This window comes from Photobacterium sp. AWH4_225, from assembly GCF_056158405.1.
Genome location: NZ_JBSWTF010000004.1, coordinates 1,638,344 through 1,653,543 on the forward strand (window position 1 = coordinate 1,638,344; position 15,200 = coordinate 1,653,543).

The window sequence follows — 15,200 nt, forward strand, 5'->3', positions numbered from 1 at the left end:
ATGAAAAGCCTCTCTTTGCTTGCGTATTTTGGTAGTATGCGCTGCTGGAATGGCGATGGTCATGACAGGGAAACGAATAAGATGGTTAATCGGATTTCATCAGTGTCCTAATGCATGATTGGGGCACTGATGAAATCTGCATTAGAAATAAGGAAAGCTATGTCTACTTCCCCTCGTTTTTATCGTATGCATAACGTGATTCAAGATTATGCATGGGGCAGCACAACCTCGGTTGGTCAGTTGTTTGGTTTTGAAAACCCTGAAGGTAAGCCGCAAGCGGAAATCTGGATGGGGGCGCACCAGAACGGTTGTTCGCAAATTGACGTAGATGGTGAGACAACTCTGCTATCTGATTATATTGAATCGGATAAAGCGACATTGATTGGGGCACAGACGGCTGAGACATTTGGTGAGCTACCTTATCTTTTCAAGGTGCTGGCTGCTGAAAAAGCCCTGTCTATCCAGGTTCACCCAAGCAAAGCCCAGGCAGAAGCGGGTTTCGCCAAAGAAGAAGAGCAGGGCGTACCTCGCACGGCGGGTAACCGAAACTACAAGGATCCAAACCACAAACCTGAGCTGGTTTATGCTCTGACGCCTTATCAGGCAATGAACGGATTCCGTGAGTTTGCTGAGATTGTGGCTAATTTCCGTAAGCTGGATATTGCCGAGATCAGCGCGTTGGTTGATTCTCTTGAAGCGAATCAGAATGAAGCGGGTCTAGAGGCGTTTTTTGAATCAATGCTGTCACTGGACGGTGAAATCAAAGAAACATCTGTGGCCAAGCTACTGGCTTATGCTGAAGCTCACAAAGACCAAGATCTGTTTGCACTGATTCTGGATCTAGCAGGGCAATACCCGGGTGATATTGGTCTGTTTGCACCGCTGATGCTAAACACACTGACATTGCAACCAGGCGAAGCTATGTTCCTGTATGCGTGTACCCCACATGCTTACATTAAGGGTACCGGCTTGGAGATTATGGCAAACTCTGACAACGTGCTTCGTGCCGGTTTGACACCTAAGTATATGGACGTGCCGGAGCTAGTATCTTGTACTACCTGCCAGCCAATTCCTTTTGATTCGCTATTGATGGCACCGCAAGTTGAAAATGGCGCTTTGCACTACCCAATCCCAGTACCAGACTTCAAATTCAGCGTTTACCAGCAGGCTAACGATGTAGCGCTAGAGACAAACAGTGCAGAAATCCTTTTGGCTGTTGATGCGCCTTTGACTGTTGCCCATGCTGACGGCGAAACGCTGACGATTGCCAAAGGTGAGTCAGTCTTCATTCCGGCTAATGCTGGTGCTTACCTAGCAACATCTGACGGTAAGTTTGCTCGCGCATACAACTAGTTGTTGGGTGTTTAAGCGAAGTGCGGGTTTGTTGTTCGGTTGGGCGTAAAGAGCTTGAAAAGCCCTTTACATCAATCGGATGAGCTCGTATTATACGCCGCACTTACGGAGAGATGGCTGAGTGGTTGAAAGCACCGGTCTTGAAAACCGGCATACGTTTGTAGCGTATCTAGGGTTCAAATCCCTATCTCTCCGCCACATTCTAAAAGTTTGACCAAGGTTGAGCTTTACAAAGAATTGGAGCGGTAGTTCAGTTGGTTAGAATACCGGCCTGTCACGCCGGGGGTCGCGGGTTCGAGTCCCGTCCGCTCCGCCACTACATTGAAGCCTCAGCAGAAATGCTGGGGCTTTTATGTATGCGATAAACATAGGCGTCAGTCCTGCTGACTGATGAGTCCCGCTGGAGCGCCAGCCCGGCCGTTCCGCCAACGACATTAGCCTGATGCGAAAGCGTCAGGCTTTTTCGTATTTACCGCTCCCGAAAGTGCTGCGCACTTTTGTCTGCGGGCCGGGTTGCCGGACCATCGAGTCCGTCGGCTCCGCCACTACAATGAAGCCCTTAACTAGGCGTCCCCGACGAAAGACGAGGGCTTTTTTGTATTTAACGCTCCCGAAAGCGCAGCGCACACGAATTAGATGCTATGACGTGTAGAATCGATCTGTTGCTTGCGAACGTCTTTTAGTGTTTGCGGGATGGTTAATTGGTTAACCTTCAGAGATTTCGCTGCCGTATCAACTTTGCGGTCAGGCTGAGCTGAATTCGCTGGATAGCCAGCACCATAAGATACCTTGGTCCAAGAGCCTAGCTCGCTTCGGTTAATATTTAAGTCAGCAAGGGCTGTAGTTGAAAAGGCTAATAGTGCAGCTGAAAAAATAAAACGATTCATTATCTTCTACCTTTGTACATTCAACGCTCAGCGGAAAATTGCTGCGTTTCAATGGGACAGATTATGTAACGTTTTATTCATAGTGATAATGCGTCTATTGGTTAAATCACTTTTACCGATAGGCTAATAATCGTGCCGGGCCAAACCTGGTCATACTTAGCTATGCCGGCACAATGAATATAGTGGTGTGTTTATTTTCCAGGGTTACCATGTTGAGAGCTGGCGATCTCCTCGCTCACCCAATGCAGCAATTGTTTGATCGCGCGGGATAGCACTTGGTTCTGGCGCACGATATAGCCCAAGCTGGTGGTTGGAAAATCTGGCAGTGGGGTGATGGTACTTTTCAGGTTGAGCTTCGGGTGCAGTGAAAAAGCAGGCACGATGGCAATGCCAAATCCCGCTTCGGCCCAATCTATTTGGGCATCGACACTGCCGACTTCCATCACCCGGTATTTGGGTAAATGCAAACTGGGCAGGGCAAGATCAATCAGATCCCGGGTTCGGGTATCATGGCCTAATAAGATCAGTGTTGGCTCTTCGCCTGATGGCGTCATTTTTCCTTCCTTAGCTTGCTGTTGCCATTCACTCAAGCCATTTCCAAACGCACACCAGCGTATTTGACGCAATTCGGTAAAGTGTAATGGCTGGCTTTCTTTCTGGGCAATTACAAACCCTAAATCGGCCTTGGCGCTTTTGACCAGTTCGGCTGCCTGAGTCGAGGTGGTGTTAAACAGGGAAAGATCAATACCGGGAAACTCGTGCTTGAATGACTGGAAGGGCTTGATCAGTAATAGCCGGGAGATAATGTCACTGGCAGCAATGGAGAGTGTGCCTAGCGACAAGTCATTGATGGCATTGAGGTCTGACTGACATACCTGTAGTTCTTGCAGGGTTGACTGCGCGCTCTGTAACAGCCGCTCTCCAGCTTGGGTTAGGCGAAACGGATTACGTTCGACCAGCTTTACCCGGGTAGCTTGCTCCAACTGCTTGATGTGCAAACTGACATTGGGCTGGGTCATATGCAGCTCTGAGGCCGTTTTTCCGAAATGCTCTAGCCGAGCCAGGGTAACAAAGGTATTAAGCCAATTGAGATCTAGCATAAAGACTCGCCTGTTGAACTACTAATGCCGAATAGCCTTATTCTACGCCCTTTGTCACAAAATCCCATATGAGATCCTTATTGGAGTTATAACGATTATTAATTTTTCTTATTGACTGGGTCGCCTTAGCATATTCGCATCATTGATTGGGAGAGTTAATTATGTCGTCTATCGTTGTTGTTGGTGCTAACTGGGGTGATGAAGGTAAGGGTCGTATCGTTGATTTCCTTGCTGAGAAAGCTTCTGCAAGTATTCGTTTCCAAGGTGGAAACAATGCTGGCCACACTGTAGTTAATGATTTGGGTACCTTTAAATTGCACCAGCTGCCAAGCGGCGTATTTAATCCTGACTGTCTTGCGGTGCTAGGCCCTGGTATGGTTATCAGCCCTGAGCCTCTATCTACCGAACTAGCAGAAGTCAAAGCTGCCGGGGTTAACGTTAACCTTTGCATTTCTGACCGTGCGACCTTGTGTCTTCCACTCCATGCTCTTGAAGATACCTTAGAAGAAGTTCGCTTGGGTGATGCAGCCTACGGTTCAACCCGTCAGGGCATAGCACCTGCTTACGGTGACCGCGTAATGAAAAAAGGAATCTTGGTCGGTTGGTTGAAGCAGCCAGAAGTACTGTGCGAGCGTATTCAGTTCTGGATGGACTGGAAACTGCCTCAGTTGAAAGCCCTTTACCCGACATTCGAATTCAGCCAGACCGCACAAGAGATGACCGAGTGGTTGCTAGAAGTGTCTGAACCTTGGCGTGATGCTATCTGCAACGTGACCTTGCCGCTAAAAGCACTGCAGGCAGAAGATCAGAACCTGCTATTTGAAGCCCAGCTAGGGGCAGGCCGTGACCTGACCTACGGTGAGTACCCATGGACAACATCATCTAACGTTGTCTCTATGTATGCTGGCATCGGTAGTGGCCTACCAGCACTTCGCCCAGAGCGCGTGATTGCTGTTGCTAAGGCATTCAGCTCATCGGTAGGTACGGGTACGCTGATCACTGCAATGGAAGAGCAAGATGCGTTCCGTGAAGCGGCGGGTGAGTTCGGTGCAACGACTGGCCGACCACGTGACATGGGTTACTTTGATGCCGTAGCAACTAAGAACGGTGTTGAACTGCAAGCAGCAACTGAAATCGCCCTAACAAAAGTGGACTGCCTAAGTGGCCTGAGTGATCTTAAAATCTGTGTGGCTTACGATGGCGACCACAGCGAGAACCCAATCTGGCCGCAGACTGCTTCTCTAGCGCCTGTATATGAGCAGATGGAAGGTTGGAGCGAAGATATTACCGGTTGCCGCAAGTTTGAAGAGCTGCCAAAAGCGGCACAAGATTACGTGTTGCGTATCGAAGAGCTAATGGGTGTACCAGTGAAAATGGTTTCTGTTGGCCCTGGTCGTGAACAGATGATCATGCGCTAATCCCGCTCTGATTTTGATCTATCAAAATCGGATATAGAAAAGCCAGTACCATTTGTTAGGTACTGGCTTTTTGCTGTTTGCTTTTTGTTGTTTATGCAAGTATTAGGTTATGCCGTTATACCGGTGATTCAAATGAATCCGGTTTGAGGGTCAATACCGAGCAGCTGAGCTGGTTGATCATCGATTCAGCAGTATTTCCCATTAGGAAACCCGCGATGCCGGTTCTAGAAAGCGAGCCTAATATCACCACATCCACCCCTTTTGCTGATGCATACAGCGGAAGGACTTCCCTTGCTTCTCCTTCGACAATTTCTATCTTGGTATTCACCGTACTGTCTTGGTGGGGTTCTAACAGAGATTTCAAACGCTCAATGCGTTCATGCCTCATCTTTTGCGACAGCTGTGCAATATCGTTGTCGTCATAGCCACTCCATTTTCTCAGGTAGCCTTCTGAGTCAAGTCGCCAAGCATGGCACAGTGTTAAATCAGCACCAGTGATTTCACAGTATTCCAGCGCAAGTCCAATAAGCTTTGAATTAAAGTCTTGGTATTCAATATTGCTGAGATCGATCGCCGCAACCACTTGCTCGATAGGTTTTGAGTAAGAGCTGATTGACCAAATTGGCACTTCAGATTTGCGTATGATGTTTAAGGTGTTGCGACCGCGCTGACAGGCTAACTTTTTGTCATCTCTGGTTGAGTCAATGATCACCATACTGGCCTGTGATGCCTTGGCTTCCTTGATGATTTCGATATGGGGAATACCGATACGAACCAGGGTGTTGAACGTAATATTGGGGTACTCGGCATTGAGTACTTCAACGTAGTGGTTGAGTTGCCTGTGGTAGTACTTTTCAGCTTCATCAATGATGTTGACTGCAGTATTGGAATGCTTGGCGACTTCCTTTAATTCGCAAAGCTCTTCAATAACGGTGAGCAGGGTAACTTGTGCAGAACATCTATTGGCAAAGGCGAAGGCCTGGTGAAAAGAATCATTGAGCGGTTGCTCAGGAGCAATGGTAACCAACAATCGATTGAGTTTCATATGTCCTCCTTAAACACGCAAAAAAGTACGGCTTTTAATTTAAGTCTATAACGGTTGGTTTTCGTTTACCTGTCCGGTTCATGTTTGGTAACAGAAATGCGCATTTATGAGACTGGTTTTGCGGGCTAGCTCATAATGTATGGGCAGGTCAGGGTTTTTGCTGCAGCTGTGACCTGATTCAACATTGCCAACTTACATTAATTGGCAATGAAATTTCATAATAGAGCCGCTCTCGGAGGTGCATGACAATATCGATTCAAGGAGGTTGTTATGCTAAATAAACATGATAGCAGCGAGTCGCAGTGGGGCGAGTATCGAGTTTTCACCCTAAAAAACCGTCATGGTTTGCAAGTTGATATTTCCGACTTGGGGGCGTCGGTCGTTAACTTTTTTGTTCATGACCGTTTCCACCGCAAAACCAATATTACATTGGGGTATCACCACCCCGAGGAGTACCTTGCGGGACAGGCATTTATCGGTGGTGTCGTCGGGCCGTGGGCCAACCGTATTGAAGGTGGGGCTTATAAGGAAAATGGCCATCCTGTTCAGCTGGAGCAAAACGAAGGCGCCAACCATCTTCATGGTGCTTCGGTTGCACTGCACTTAAAGCGTTGGCAGGTTGTCATGCAGGCCGAACAGGGGATATCGCTTAAAACCAAGGTGGTAAAGGGGACGGCAGGGTTTACGGCAAATATGGACATTTGCGTAACGTACCGCCTGACTGAGAATAATGAGCTGAGTATTCAGTATCAGGTTGAACTCGATGCCGTCTCACCATTGAACTTGACCCATCATGCTTACTTCAATTTGAACGGTGGGGTAGAGGATGTCCTCAATCATATTCTGACTATCGATGCGGATGAATACTGGCAAATTGATCGAGGGTCGATTCCGCTATCACGTCAGTCAGTTGCCAGTTCGGCCATGGATTTTCGCCAACCTATTCGCATTGGTTTGGCCAAGTCACTCGGTGGCGAGCAGGTTGATGCCGTTGGCGGCTTTGACCATTGCTGGTGTTTGAATGGTGAAGGACTGAGGCCGGTTGCTTGGCTCTATGACAATAGCACCGGGATAGCGCTCGAGGTGAGTACCGACCAGTTGGGACTTCAGTTTTACAGTGGTAATTCGCTCGATGAGCCAAATGGCCGGGAAGGGTATTATCGCCGTCATTCTGGCCTGTGCCTTGAGACGCAAGCCTACCCCAATCAGGTGAATATGGCTGATGCCGAACAGGTGTTATACGGCCCAGATAGGTCTTATAGCCACACCACCATTTATCAAGTGATGGTGGAGTAACTTTAGGGCTATAGCGTTAAAATGAAGCCGACGATTTTCCGTCGGCTTTTCTTTGTGTGTTTAACAGCATGGCCAAAGCTAGCGGTAGACCTTATGTTGACCGGACTTATCAGGCAGAGAGCCTATTGGGCTGGGGGACAGGTATTCATGTTTACAACTGTCACCACAGACTTTGACTGGCTGAAAAACAAACTTACCATCTTTATTGGGTAAGGTGCCGGCGGGACTGGGGCTGGTATAGCTAAATCGGTTGTAGCCAAACTCTACATTTGCGACTTGGTATAAACCTTGTTTATTGGGTGTTGAACCTATCGGACTGTTACTGGTTGTGCTGTTGGCAAAAGCGTAATTACCGAGTACTGCTACCGATAAACAAAACCCTATGACTGCACATCTTACCATGGTGGAACCCTTAATGTGGAATTACCAAATAACATAATAGTTAATTTTGGTTGGTTAAGGTTTGTTGCTGTCTTTTTTATGAGATTGCCTTGGAGTGTTGGTTTTAAAGGCGTGGAAGGCAGAGGGTAAGGGTGAATCTAGTAAGCGTATAACCAAATAACATAAAACCCAGCATGTGCTGGGTTTAGTTGTAGCTGGGTTTAGTTGTAGCTGTGTTTAATTGTAAATACTTCGAAAGTCTTGGTTTACTGCACGTCATGCTCACGGTAGTAGAAGTAATCAAAGTCTGCTGGGCACTGCTGGCCAGAGACATCTGCCACGAATAATGCTGCGAATGAGCCGGTGAAACGGAAAATATCCGGGCCGCCTTCATCAGAGAGGAAAGTGCTATTTAGTCGTGGGCCAATGTCATGCCACTGCTCGCCGTCGAGCGAGTAGCTGAATTGGTACCATTGCTTGTCCAGAGCTAGGCGCATATACACCTTGCTAGCATCACCTACCGGGACTTCTTCACCAATTTCACCGTAGTTGTCGTTGATGTTCGAAGCGATTTTGAGCACCTTGTTGCCTTCATCGTCCGCAGACAATTTAAGGAAGTAGTGACCGTTGCGTGCATAGTAAGCACATAGCCCTGCCATTTGCAGTGGGGTTTCCGGGGTGAATTCAACAGCTGTTTCTACTGAGGCGTAATGAGATTGGAAGCGGCGGGCAACCATGCTCTGCTCATAGCGGGAGTAGAGGTAATGGCGGCCTTTCAGGCGCAGGAAGCCTGGACGTTCGGTTAACGACACCCATGATTCATCAAAAGGTTCACGCAAGGATTGGTAGTGAATGTTGAAAGATTCGCTCTCGAAGTTATCAAGGTGGTTTTCCTCGGGCCAAGGGCAAGGTATTAGTTCAGGAGCTGGAACCTCGAGAAGCGGTGTTTTTCCTGTCACGACATAAGGCCAACCATCGCGCCATTCGGCTTTTTGTATCGCGGTTTCACGACCAAGAATGGAAAAGCCGTTTCCGTATTTCGGGCCAAATTGATAGCCTTCCGGGTTCTTCACTTGGCGACCACACAGGTGGCTCAAATACCACTCACCATTTTGGGTTTCGACAAGGAAGCCATGGCCAGCGCGCTGGAGTTCTGCCTGCTCCTTGAAGCGTGACGTTAAAATAGGGTTATCAGGGTGGACTTCATAAGGCCCCCAGACATTGCGGGAACGGCAAACCGTGACGGCATGGTTAACTTCAGTACCGCCTTCTGCGGTGATGAGGTAGTAGTAACCGTCTTTCTTGAGGATCTGCGGGCCTTCGGTACAACCGAGTTCAGTGCCATGAAAGATAGTCTTTGCCTTGCCAACCAGTTTGCCTTTCTCTGCATCAAACTCCTGCAGCACGATACCATTGAAGAAATTGCTGTCCTGGCGGCCATCCCATACCATGTTGAGCATGTATTTCTTGCCGTCATCATCGTGGAACAGAGAAGGATCGAAACCATAGTTGCCAATTGGCATAGGATCGCTCCATGGCCCTTCGATATTATCAGCAGTGACCACAAAACTCGGTGTTGCCATCCAGTTACCGCCCCGGCAAGAGTGGACATTGGAAAAACAAAGCCAGAACTTTCCATCAGCGTAGGTCAATGCAGGGGCGTAGACACCTTCAGAGTTGTCCATGCCTTTCATGTCGAGCTGAGAGGTACGGGTCAGTGCGCGACCGATAAGGCGCCAGTTAACCAGATCTTTTGAGTGGTGGATCTGGATGCCGGGGAACCACTCAAAGGTAGAGGTCGCGATATAGTAGTCATCACCGACGCGGATAATGGAAGGGTCTGGGTTGAAGCCTTTAAGAACAGGGTTTTGAATGCTATGGGTCATAGGTCTATCTCTCGTTGGTATGGCAAGAGTAATGCAGAATGGAAATCAGTGCAGTGAGTTGGCGCAAGGCCGGATGAATATCCGGCCTTGATGGGTGTTGCTTGCTTATTTGTAAAGGAAGCTTGTTACTACGTTTTCCAGACGCTCTTGCTGACCAGAAGCCGGTTTAGGCTGGATATCATTTGTCAGTGCATGGTCTGCCAAAGACGCTAGTGAGAAGTCACCATTGATGATGTTCTTGCCAAGGTCAGTATTCCAACCAGCGTAGCGCTTAGCAACGTGCTGACCAAGTACGTCGTTTTCGATCATCTTAGCTGCACGCTCAAGAGAAAGTGCCATCACATCCATACCGCCAATGTGGCCGTGGAATAAGTCTTCTAGGTCAATCGATGGACGACGAACACGCGCATCGAAGTTAAAGCCACCTGTGGTGAAACCGCCCGCTTTCAAGATTTCGTACATCACTAGCGTGTTTTCTTCAACGCTATTCGGGAACTGGTCAGTATCCCAGCCTAGCTGAGCATCACCGCGGTTGGCATCGATGGAGCCGAATAGGCCAAGAGACGTTGCTGTTGCGACTTCGTGGTGGAAGCTGTGACCCGCTAGCGTAGCGTGGTTGGCTTCAATGTTTACCTTGATTTCATTTTCTAGGCCGAACTGCTTCAGGAAGCCATAAACAGTTGCTGTATCGTAGTCGTATTGGTGCTTAGTTGGCTCTTGTGGCTTAGGCTCGATAAGGATGGCACCTTTGAAGCCAATCTTATGCTTATGCTCAACAACCATCTGCATTAGGCGGCCCAGTTGCTCGCGCTCTTGGCGTAGGTCAGTGTTTAGTAGTGTTTCGTAACCTTCACGACCCCCCCATAGTACGTAGTTTTCACCGCCAAGGCGCTGAGTTGCGTTCATTGCATTGAAAACTTGAGTCGCTGCGTAGGCAAAGACTTCTGGGTTCGGGTTGGTTGCCGCACCGTTCATGTAGCGGGCATTTGAGAATGCATTCGCTGTGCCCCAAAGTAGTTTAAGGCCAGTCTCATCTTGTTTGCGCTCAAGAATATCAACCATTTGAGCGAAGTTGTTAACGTATTCTTTTAGGTTGCGGCCTTCTGGAGCCACATCTGTATCATGGAAGCAGTAGTAAGGGACATTCAGTTTGCTGAAGAATTCGAATGCGGCATCGGCCTTAACTTTAGCCATCTCCATTTCGTCGCCAGCTTTAAGCCAAGCGTGCTCGAATGTACCTTCACCGAATACATCAGAACCAGGCCAGCGGAAGTTGTGCCAGTAACAGGCAGCAAAACGCAGGTGATCTTTCATGGTCTTACCCAAAATCATGCGCTCAGGGTCATAGTGACGAAAAGCTAGCGGGTTAGTTGATTCTGGACCTTCGAATTGAACCTTATTCACGTTTTTAAAAAATTCAGTCATAGCCTTAATTCCAAAAAATAATTTGTGATTGCTTTCGGTATATATAATTTTCATTTTTTGTCATCGTCACAATTACGAAATTTCATTCTGAATTTCATTGATTTTGTTATTGTGGTTCAGCTCTCGTTTTTTAGCTTTTTAATACGCGCAAATGACTTTAAGTTGTTGATTTGTAATGGTTGGGTCTGTTCGTTTTGCGATTTAATTTGGCTTGGTTCACATTAAGTAAATTCCATAAAGGTATTACTATTTTGCATAAATTGATTAATATGACGACAACGTAAAAATAGAAGGCAAGCGCAAACTCGTACCCTGGAGTAAATAATGACTACGATAAAATTATCGGTTAAGGAAAAGATTGCATATGGCCTTGGAGACACGGGCTGTAATTTTGTCTGGCAAACCGTGATGCTGTTTCTTGCCTATTTTTATACAGATATCTATGGCCTATCACCGGCACACATGGGAACCATGTTCCTGCTAGTGCGATTCATCGATGCCGTTACCGACCCCATAATGGGATCAATTGTTGACCGGACCCGGACTAAATACGGTCGCTACCGTCCTTACCTGGCATGGATTGCCATCCCGTTTGGTATTGCCTGTACGTTGGCATTCTATACCCCGGACTTTGGGCCAACCGGTAAAGTGGTTTATGCCTATGTGTCTTATATCTTCCTGACGCTCATGTATACCGCTATCAATGTTCCTTATTGTGCGATGGCAAATGCGCTGACTAATGACTCCGATGAGCGTACTTCCCTGCAGTCTTACCGTTTCGCCCTGAGCACGGCTGGTGGCCTTGTTGTTGCAATGGTTGCTTTGCCGCTGGTCGATATCATCGGTGGTGGCGATAAGCAGGCTGGTTACCTTGGTGCCATGGCCGTGATGGGGCTGGGTGCTATTGCCTTGTTCTTCTTCAGCTTTGCTAATACCAAAGAGCGTTGCTTGCCGGAAGAAAACGAGAAGCAGCAGTCGGTATGGGCTGATCTTAAAATATTGTGGCAAAACACCCAGTGGCGTGTGCTGTTCATTCTTAATGTGTTGCTACTGACAGGTATCGTGCTGAAAGGTGCGTCGACCATGTACTACGTTAATACCGTAATGGGTCGCCCTGACATTGCTACTATGTTTATGGTTGCCGGTATGCTGGCGAACATTGTCGGTGCTATTGGTTCAGCGCCAATTCTCGGACGCTTCGATAAAGTGAAAACCTACCGTGTGCTGATTGTTTTCTCTGGCTTGCTATCGGCGCTACTGTTCATGGTTGACCCTAGCAATGTCGTAATGGTCTTCACCCTAGTGATTATTTTGGGTGTGGTGCAAATGAGTACAACGCCGCTGCTGTGGAGCATGATGAGTGACGTGGTTGATTATGAGAAGACCCGTAGTAACCGTTCGCTAGGTGGCATGGTGTTCTCAACAAACCTTTTCGCTATCAAGTTAGGTATTGCCATTGGTGGTGCTATGGTAGGTTGGATTCTAGCTGGAGTTGGCTATGTCGGCGGTGCGGAGACTCAAACCGAGCAAGCGATCACATGGATCAACCTACTGTATACCGTGATCCCGGGTGTGATGTTTGCTTCTTTGGCGCTAATCATGAGCTTCTATGAGTTAGACAGTGAAAAACTTCGCCAAATTAAAGCCCTGCTGACATTGGATAACAAGGAGCAGGAGGGCCTGACGCCAAAAACACATAACGCAGAATTGGGTTAAGGAGACTGGTGATGCTGTATAAAGATAGTAATCTGCCAGTGCAAGAACGCGTTAATGATTTGATTGGCAGAATGACGTTAGAGGAAAAAATTGCTCAGCTTCATGCTCAATGGCTATTTCTCGATGAGGATGGTAATCACCAAGAGCGTGAATTGGAAATGTCAGGAGGTCAGCCCGCAAGGGCTGATCTTCAGTCCCGCCTAACGCTAGGGCTAGGACTAGGACAAATCACCCGACCGTTAGGCACCCGTTCAGTCGACGCTGAACAAGGTGTCAGGGCGTTAAATTCACTGCAACGTTTCTTAGTAGAGGATACACGATTAGGCATTCCTGCTCTTTCTCATGAAGAGTGTTTAGTCGGATTGATGGTCAAGGGAGCGACGTTGTTTCCTTCATCACTTAATTATGGGCATACCTGGGACCCAGAGTTGGTAGAGCAAGCGGGTAAGGCGATTGGCGATGAACTTCGCCAAGTTGGCGCCCACATTGGACTGGCACCTGTACTGGATGTTTCCCGAGATGTTCGCTGGGGTCGTACCGAAGAAACGCTAGGTGAAGATCCCTATCATGTCGGTGTCATGGCGACACAGTATGTAAAAGGCCTGCAAGGCCCCGACAGGGATGTGCTGGCTACACTCAAGCATTATGTGGGGCATTCCTTTAGCGAAGGTGCGCGCAATCATGCCCCGGTCAACCTTGGTTACAAAACCTTGAATGACACCTTCATGCTGCCGTTTGAAATGGCGGTGAAGCTGGGCAATGCGGGCGGCGTCATGCCAGCCTATCACGATATTGATAATACCCCTTGCCACAGCTCTCACCACCTATTGACCCAAGTGCTTCGTGAAGAGTGGGGGTTCAATGGCTTGGTGGTTGCTGATTACGGCGGTATTGATCTGCTATGTGGCCATCACGGTGTCGCCTCCGATCGAGCAGAGGCAGCGGCAATGGCGTTCAATGCAGGTTTAGATTGTGAGTTGCCAGATGACCAATGTGCCCGCGATCTAATTGAAGCGATTGAAAAGGGGTTGATCACAGAAGCCAAGATAGATGAGATCGTAGCCAGAGTATTGGCAGTCAAATTTGAACTAGGGCTGTTTGAAAACCCATATGTTGAAGAAAAAGACATTGCACTCCAGCAACAACGGACACGGGATATTGCTTACCGCGTGGCCTCACAGTCGGTGGTATTGCTCGAGAACAACGGAATATTGCCGCTCAAGAAAGAAAAGAAGATCGCAGTTATCGGCCCGACGGCGGATGACCAACTCGCGTTGCTAGGTGGATATAGTTTTCCTATCCATCTCATCTTGGGCAATTTGGATGACGATGCCAAGGTATCGAAAACCCTTCTAGAAGCGTTTTGCGAACGTTTCGGTGATGTTATTTACAGCCGTGGCTGCGATATCCTCACCGAGCGTCATGCCAATGCCCCGGTATTTCCTGGGGATGTCGCGATGGCGGTGGGGCAGGAGATGTCTTCTCCGGTGTCTGAGGATACTTCGATGATTGCCGCAGCGGTTGAGCAAGCGCGCAATGCTGCGGTTGCAATAGTGTGTGTTGGCGATTTGGCTGGCTTGTTCCAGACCGGAACGGTTGGCGAGGGATCGGATGCTGACAGCCTTAACCTCCCCGGCGTACAGCAGCAATTGCTTGAAGCTGTTATTGCGACCCGAACGCCTACAGTCGTGGTTGTAACCGGCGGTCGGCCTTATAACTTACAGGGGCTAGAGAACAAGGCGGCTGCAATATTATTCGGTTGGGCTCCCGGTCAGGAAGGTGCGGATGCGTTGGCAGATATCGTGGTCGGTCAGGCGAATCCTTCAGGTCGCTTGACGCTATCGATCCCGAAAAATGCAGGAGCGGTGCCTTACTACTACAACCATAAGCTCAAGAGCAGCGGTACACCAATTGCCTACCATTTTGGCTCTAAGTATAACTTTGGCTATGGCCTGACCTATACCGAGTTCACTTACAGTGATTTGCAGGTTGTTAACCAGCAAATCAGCAATGATGGGCTGGTTGAGCTTTCGGTCACCATTACCAATACCGGTAAACGGGCGGGTTGTGAAGTTGTGCAGCTGTACGTGCATGACAAGTTCGCGAGCCAAGTCCGCCCGGTTAAAGAGCTTAAAGGCTTTTGCCGTGTTGAGTTAGCTGAAGGAGAGGCAAAGAGAGTGTTCTTTACCTTGCCGGTGGATATGCTGAATTTCACCAATGACAGGCAGCAACGGGTGGTTGAGCCCGGGATGTTTGAAGTGATGGTGGGTAAATCCAGTTCAGATATTCAACTCACAACGGAAATATCGGTCACTGGTGAGACGCGAATATTACCGAATCATTGGAATATGCTGTGTCACACTGAGGTGGCTGAAGTTTAATCTTAGGCACTGCAGATGCTCTAATTAGAAAAGCCGACTTAGAGAGTCGGCTTTTTTTGTTGTTATATTCCGCTCTTACTTATGAAAGCCATCAATGGTTATTTGTCCTGCTAATCTGGTAACCCTTTTCCAACTCTGGACAACGCCAAATAGAGAGGCATTTATGAGTAACTGTTTAAATTGCTCACACTTGGCAAGTCCAAATGTGGTTGAGCGCATTCCGCTCCAAGTGCGAATGCGCTGTATCACCTATTACCGCCAGTTTGTTGGTAGAGAGAAAGCGCTGCTTGTTCTCGGCAATTGTTAATGTTG

The 15,200-nt window shown here is 48.2% G+C and carries 10 protein-coding genes and 2 tRNA genes; 7 read left to right on the forward strand and 5 right to left on the reverse strand.

What is annotated here, in order from left to right; translation table 11 throughout:
- The first annotated feature begins 159 nt into the window (after window positions 1-159).
- The 3 genes from manA (at window position 160) to ACXAD4_RS24560 (ending at window position 1,669) form a co-directional block, all read left to right on the forward strand.
- Entirely contained in the window at window positions 160-1,353 is a 1,194-nt protein-coding gene (manA, locus tag ACXAD4_RS24550; protein ID WP_475244652.1) for a mannose-6-phosphate isomerase, class I, read from the forward strand.
- A 107-nt stretch (window positions 1,354-1,460) separates the two neighbouring features.
- Window positions 1,461-1,551, forward strand: a tRNA-Ser gene (locus ACXAD4_RS24555).
- Window positions 1,552-1,592: 41 nt separating this feature from the next.
- Window positions 1,593-1,669 (forward strand) — tRNA-Asp (locus ACXAD4_RS24560).
- A gap of 316 nt (window positions 1,670-1,985) precedes the next feature.
- Here the strand turns inward: ACXAD4_RS24560 and ACXAD4_RS24565 are convergent.
- Together ACXAD4_RS24565 and ACXAD4_RS24570 are read right to left on the reverse strand one after the other, a co-directional pair.
- A complete protein-coding gene (locus ACXAD4_RS24565; RefSeq protein ID WP_475244653.1) occupies window positions 1,986-2,240 on the reverse strand; it encodes a hypothetical protein in 255 nt (84 codons plus the stop codon).
- A 191-nt stretch (window positions 2,241-2,431) separates the two neighbouring features.
- On the reverse strand, window positions 2,432-3,340 hold the full coding sequence (locus ACXAD4_RS24570; protein ID WP_475244654.1) for a LysR family transcriptional regulator: 909 nt from the start codon (window positions 3,338-3,340) through the stop codon (window positions 2,432-2,434).
- A 161-nt stretch (window positions 3,341-3,501) separates the two neighbouring features.
- Here ACXAD4_RS24570 and ACXAD4_RS24575 point away from each other — a divergent pair, with 161 nt between their 5' ends.
- A complete protein-coding gene (locus ACXAD4_RS24575; RefSeq protein ID WP_475244655.1) occupies window positions 3,502-4,758 on the forward strand; it encodes an adenylosuccinate synthase in 1,257 nt (418 codons plus the stop codon).
- A gap of 115 nt (window positions 4,759-4,873) precedes the next feature.
- Here ACXAD4_RS24575 and ACXAD4_RS24580 read toward each other — a convergent pair whose 3' ends face one another.
- Window positions 4,874-5,803: a universal stress protein gene (locus ACXAD4_RS24580; RefSeq protein ID WP_475244656.1), complete on the reverse strand. Its 930-nt coding sequence runs from the start codon at window positions 5,801-5,803 to the stop codon at window positions 4,874-4,876.
- Window positions 5,804-6,073: 270 nt separating this feature from the next.
- Here ACXAD4_RS24580 and ACXAD4_RS24585 point away from each other — a divergent pair, with 270 nt between their 5' ends.
- Window positions 6,074-7,099 carry an aldose epimerase family protein gene (locus ACXAD4_RS24585; RefSeq protein ID WP_475244657.1) on the forward strand — a complete coding sequence of 342 codons (1,026 nt, stop codon included), beginning with the start codon at window positions 6,074-6,076 and terminating at the stop codon, window positions 7,097-7,099.
- Window positions 7,100-7,746: 647 nt separating this feature from the next.
- Here ACXAD4_RS24585 and ACXAD4_RS24590 read toward each other — a convergent pair.
- Both ACXAD4_RS24590 and xylA read right to left on the reverse strand, forming a co-directional pair.
- Complete coding sequence (locus ACXAD4_RS24590; RefSeq protein WP_475244658.1) at window positions 7,747-9,366, reverse strand: glycoside hydrolase family 43 protein; 1,620 nt, start codon at window positions 9,364-9,366, stop codon at window positions 7,747-7,749.
- Window positions 9,367-9,471: 105 nt separating this feature from the next.
- Window positions 9,472-10,791, reverse strand: coding sequence for a xylose isomerase (gene xylA, locus ACXAD4_RS24595; protein WP_475244659.1), 1,320 nt, complete (start codon window positions 10,789-10,791; stop codon window positions 9,472-9,474).
- Between the two features lie 324 nt (window positions 10,792-11,115).
- Here xylA and ACXAD4_RS24600 point away from each other — a divergent pair, with 324 nt between their 5' ends.
- Together ACXAD4_RS24600 and ACXAD4_RS24605 are read left to right on the forward strand one after the other, a co-directional pair.
- A complete protein-coding gene (locus ACXAD4_RS24600) occupies window positions 11,116-12,507 on the forward strand; it encodes a glycoside-pentoside-hexuronide (GPH):cation symporter (RefSeq protein ID WP_475244660.1) in 1,392 nt (463 codons plus the stop codon).
- Between the two features lie 11 nt (window positions 12,508-12,518).
- Window positions 12,519-14,888 (forward strand): glycoside hydrolase family 3 N-terminal domain-containing protein, encoded by a 2,370-nt coding sequence (locus ACXAD4_RS24605; protein WP_475244661.1) that lies wholly within the window; start codon window positions 12,519-12,521, stop codon window positions 14,886-14,888.
- The last annotated feature ends 312 nt before the right edge of the window (window positions 14,889-15,200 follow it).

Bases quoted from the DNA above. Each gene is read 5' to 3' on its own strand.
- ACXAD4_RS24585 (WP_475244657.1), top strand. From the start codon at position 6,074: ATGCTAAATAAACATGATAGCAGCGAGTCGCAGTGGGGCGAGTATCGA.
- ACXAD4_RS24605 (WP_475244661.1), top strand. From the start codon at position 12,519: ATGCTGTATAAAGATAGTAATCTGCCAGTGCAAGAACGCGTTAATGAT.
- ACXAD4_RS24565 (WP_475244653.1), bottom strand. From the start codon at position 2,240: ATGAATCGTTTTATTTTTTCAGCTGCACTATTAGCCTTTTCAACTACA.
- ACXAD4_RS24590 (WP_475244658.1), bottom strand. From the start codon at position 9,366: ATGACCCATAGCATTCAAAACCCTGTTCTTAAAGGCTTCAACCCAGAC.
- ACXAD4_RS24575 (WP_475244655.1), top strand. From the start codon at position 3,502: ATGTCGTCTATCGTTGTTGTTGGTGCTAACTGGGGTGATGAAGGTAAG.
- xylA (WP_475244659.1), bottom strand. From the start codon at position 10,791: ATGACTGAATTTTTTAAAAACGTGAATAAGGTTCAATTCGAAGGTCCA.
- ACXAD4_RS24600 (WP_475244660.1), top strand. From the start codon at position 11,116: ATGACTACGATAAAATTATCGGTTAAGGAAAAGATTGCATATGGCCTT.
- manA (WP_475244652.1), top strand. From the start codon at position 160: ATGTCTACTTCCCCTCGTTTTTATCGTATGCATAACGTGATTCAAGAT.
- ACXAD4_RS24580 (WP_475244656.1), bottom strand. From the start codon at position 5,803: ATGAAACTCAATCGATTGTTGGTTACCATTGCTCCTGAGCAACCGCTC.
- ACXAD4_RS24570 (WP_475244654.1), bottom strand. From the start codon at position 3,340: ATGCTAGATCTCAATTGGCTTAATACCTTTGTTACCCTGGCTCGGCTA.